Below are 3,556 nucleotides of genomic sequence, written 5' to 3' on the forward strand. Positions count from 1 at the left end.
TTATAGCGGAGCAAAACTTTGCTCAAAAGTCAATCTTAAAAGTTAGCTCAATACACTGGTTGAGTCAATGGGGAAGATACACTTACGGATTATATTGTCTACATCTTCCCGCCATTACGCTAGTTGATTATTTTTTCACCAGATTAAACATCAATGACTTCTCAGTGTCAATTTTATTATTTAAACCATTTGCAAGCTTGTGTTTAGCTATGCTGTTAAGCTGGATCAGCTTTCACTACTTTGAAAAACAATTTTTAAAGATGAAGGAAGCTTTTCGTCCTATACCAAGCCAACGTTTGGTATAGCACTACCTAATTTTTGAAAATAATCCAGGTAACAGGAGAATAATTATTGTACCAGCATAGGCAGTACGGCTAAGCACTTACTTTTCCTACGTTGGTTACTTAACGACCGGCTTTTTAACAAATCGGAAATGATTTAAGTAAAGTAGCGACCGCAATAAGTTATACTAAAATACATTTTTCCTTAGGCCAGAATAACAACTTTCAGTAAAGTTCATAGCTTTGTAGTCTAGTAAAATACTTACAAATTAATCTGTTTATTTATGCGTAAGCTAGTATACTACGTGGCAACATCTTTAGATGGATACATTGCCGGCCCCGGTGAAAGTATCGATTTGTTTGCTATGAATGGACCTTTGGTAGAAAGGTATAAGCAGGATTTACAAGGTTTTGATACAGTCATTATGGGGCGAAAGACTTATGAGTTTGGCTACAAATTCGGATTACCACCGGGTCAGCCGGCCTATCCGCATATGCGTCACTACATTTTCTCGGATTCCCTAACACTGGAAAATCCTCACAATCTGGTGAAAGTAGTAAAACGAAGCACTACGACTGTCCAGCAACTAAAGCAGGAAGAAGGCACCAATATTTATCTATGTGGTGGTGGAGCTTTTGCTGGGTGGCTATTGGATGAAAAGCTTATTGATATTTTAAAAATCAAATTTAACCCAATTATTCTTGGTGGCGGCACCCCGCTCTTTGGTGGTTCTAGTGCAGTGACCAAACTTAACCAGATAGACAATCAGGAATTTGAAGGAGGCTTATCGCTTCGAACTTACCATATTCAATATTAATCGTAGCATTCGCACTTCTGATTCTAATGCCCAAACAATTTCCCAAATCTCTTTTTTAACATTTGATCGAATTATCAATTATCCACCTCAGACTCTGAATAAACTCCGAGGTGGCTGAGGACAATTTTCAATTGAACTGCTATGTTTGAAAGTTTTTTAAAAAGTCTAACTATCAATTTTGAAAAGATATTTCAGAACAACACCCTGGAAGATTATCTAATGGCTCTCGGGATAGTTCTACTAGGATTTATCCTTACCCGTATTCTCAGAGCAATTGTTGTTAAACAGCTAAGAAAGTTAACGAAAGCTACTGAAACTGATATTGACGATTATATTGTGGATAGTATTGGCCGGTTCGGGGTGCCGATTTTGTACTTTGTTTCGGTATACGTTGGGCTCAAATACCTCAGCCTAACCGAAACAGTCAATGAAGCAATCCGGATAGCCACGCTGGTAGTCATTACTTATTTTAGCGTTCGCTTTATTTCATCTGTGGTGCTGATGTTGCTGCGCACCTACGTGCGGCAGCAAGAAAATGGCGAAGAAAAAGTGAAGCAGCTTCGCGGGGTAATGCTAATATTTAATCTCCTAATTTGGGGGGCAGGCCTATTAGTGCTGCTAGATAATTTGGGCGTAAATGTAACCGCCATGGTGGCTGGTTTGGGAATTGGCGGTATTGCCATTGCCCTAGCTGCCCAGAATATTTTGGGCGACTTATTCAACTACTTTGTCATTTTTTTTGATCGTCCGTTCGAGATTGGTGACTTCATAATTGTAGATGATAAACTGGGAACCATAGAAGCTATTGGTATAAAAACTACGCGGGTAAAAAGCCTCTCGGGTGAACAGCTAGTCTTTTCTAATAGTGATCTTACCGGTTCGCGAATTCACAATTACAAGCGTATGCAGACGCGCCGGATCGTATTTAGCGTGGGGGTAATTTATCAAACCCCCTTCGAGCAGGTAAAAGAAATTCCTGAAATTCTGAAGCAGGCGGTTGAAAAGCAGGAACTAGCGAAGTTTGATCGCGCCCACTTCAAAGCTTACGGCGATTCTAGCCTCAACTATGAGGTGGTTTATATTGTTCAATCAGCCGATTTTAATGTATATATGAATGTGCAACAAGCTATCAACTTTGAGATATTTGCTGAATTTCAGCAACGAGGCATAGAATTCGCTTACCCAACCCGTACGTTATACATGGCTGGACAAGATTCAAACGACCAGGAAGAAAATACAAATCCTTACGAATCTCAATCTTAACATTAACTTCACACAGAGTTCACGGTAGGTTCACCAAGAGCACATTGTTGGTGTGTATGTGTACCTTTGACACAATTTGTAGAAACCTCATAAGAGACAAAAAACCTGTCGATTCATTCGGGAGGTTTTTTTTGTTATTCATCATATTCAATGTAGACTGTAAAATTCAACGAAGCTTGATTCCTCTGTTAAGGAACTTGTCAATTGAGCGGTTCCGAAGGTTTACCCACAGTGAAATGCTAAATTCATAGCCTCCGCTGAGTTTATTTTTTTATTGATGATAACGATCTGCCACAGTGATATAAGCCTACCCAAGACTTGCTAAATCAGATCGGCTTTATGGTGAGGTGCTAAAAATTAAACTTATATATACTGCTATTAAATAGTTTCAATTCGTTTTTTACGCAACCTTTAAATACTATCCTAAAACTACTATTGTACTCGTATAACCAAAACGCTATCTTCGGCACATAAATCTGACTGAGAAGATATGCCCACCACTGGGAACCTAAATAATCGGGTATTAATTATCGATGATGATGTTGACGTGCTACATTCAGCTAGAATGTTTCTAAAGCAACACTTTAAACATATTGATATACAGGAAGATCCTACGCAGATTAACTCACTAATTTCGCAAAACCACTACGATGTGGTGATGCTGGATATGAACTTCCGGCGGGGCGAGCATGACGGTCGGGAGGGACTTTATTGGTTAGAACGCATCCGCGAGATTGATCTGCAAACGGCGGTCATTCTAATCACTGCCTACGGAGATATTGAATTAGCCGTAGAAGCCATGCGATTGGGGGCCGCCAACTTTGTGTTAAAACCCTGGAAGAATCAGAAATTGCTGGAATCTATTGAAGCAGCTGTAAGCCGTCAACAAGCTCGGGGAAAAGTGAACCTCGTAAAATCCGCTACTAAGCCCGAAATGGTAGGGCAGTCGGAAGCGATGTTGCAAGTATTTGAGTTAGTACGGAAAGTAGCTCCTACCGAGGCTAACGTACTTGTTTTAGGCGAAAACGGCACTGGAAAAGATCTAGTTGCCCAGGCAATTCATCGTCAATCTGGTCGAAAAGATCAGTCTCTTGTGCGAGTAGATGTAGGAGCGTTGACTCCGACGCTGCTCGAAAGTGAATTATTCGGCCACGTGAAAGGTGCTTTTACCGATGCCTCTCACGATAAAGTTGG

At 40.4% G+C, this 3,556-nt stretch carries 3 protein-coding genes and 1 pseudogene; all 4 read left to right on the forward strand.

Translation table 11 applies throughout. The annotated features are described in order from the left end of the window. A pseudogene (locus WBA23_RS12880) lies at positions 1-305 on the forward strand (hypothetical protein); the annotation flags it as partial. 260 nt (positions 306-565) lie between these two features. Continuing rightward, entirely contained in the window at positions 566-1,099 is a 534-nt protein-coding gene (locus WBA23_RS12885) for a dihydrofolate reductase family protein (protein WP_424582685.1), read from the forward strand. 141 nt (positions 1,100-1,240) lie between these two features. Then, the gene (locus tag WBA23_RS12890) at positions 1,241-2,362 is read left to right on the forward strand and encodes a mechanosensitive ion channel family protein (protein ID WP_424582686.1); all 1,122 of its coding nucleotides are present in this window, start codon (positions 1,241-1,243) and stop codon (positions 2,360-2,362) included. A 490-nt stretch (positions 2,363-2,852) separates the two neighbouring features. Beyond that, on the forward strand, positions 2,853-3,556 hold a 704-nt coding region (locus WBA23_RS12895; protein ID WP_424582687.1), incomplete at its 3' end, for a sigma-54-dependent transcriptional regulator.

The organism is Tunicatimonas sp., assembly GCF_049647865.1.
Classification (GTDB): Bacteria; Bacteroidota; Bacteroidia; order Cytophagales; family Cyclobacteriaceae; genus Tunicatimonas.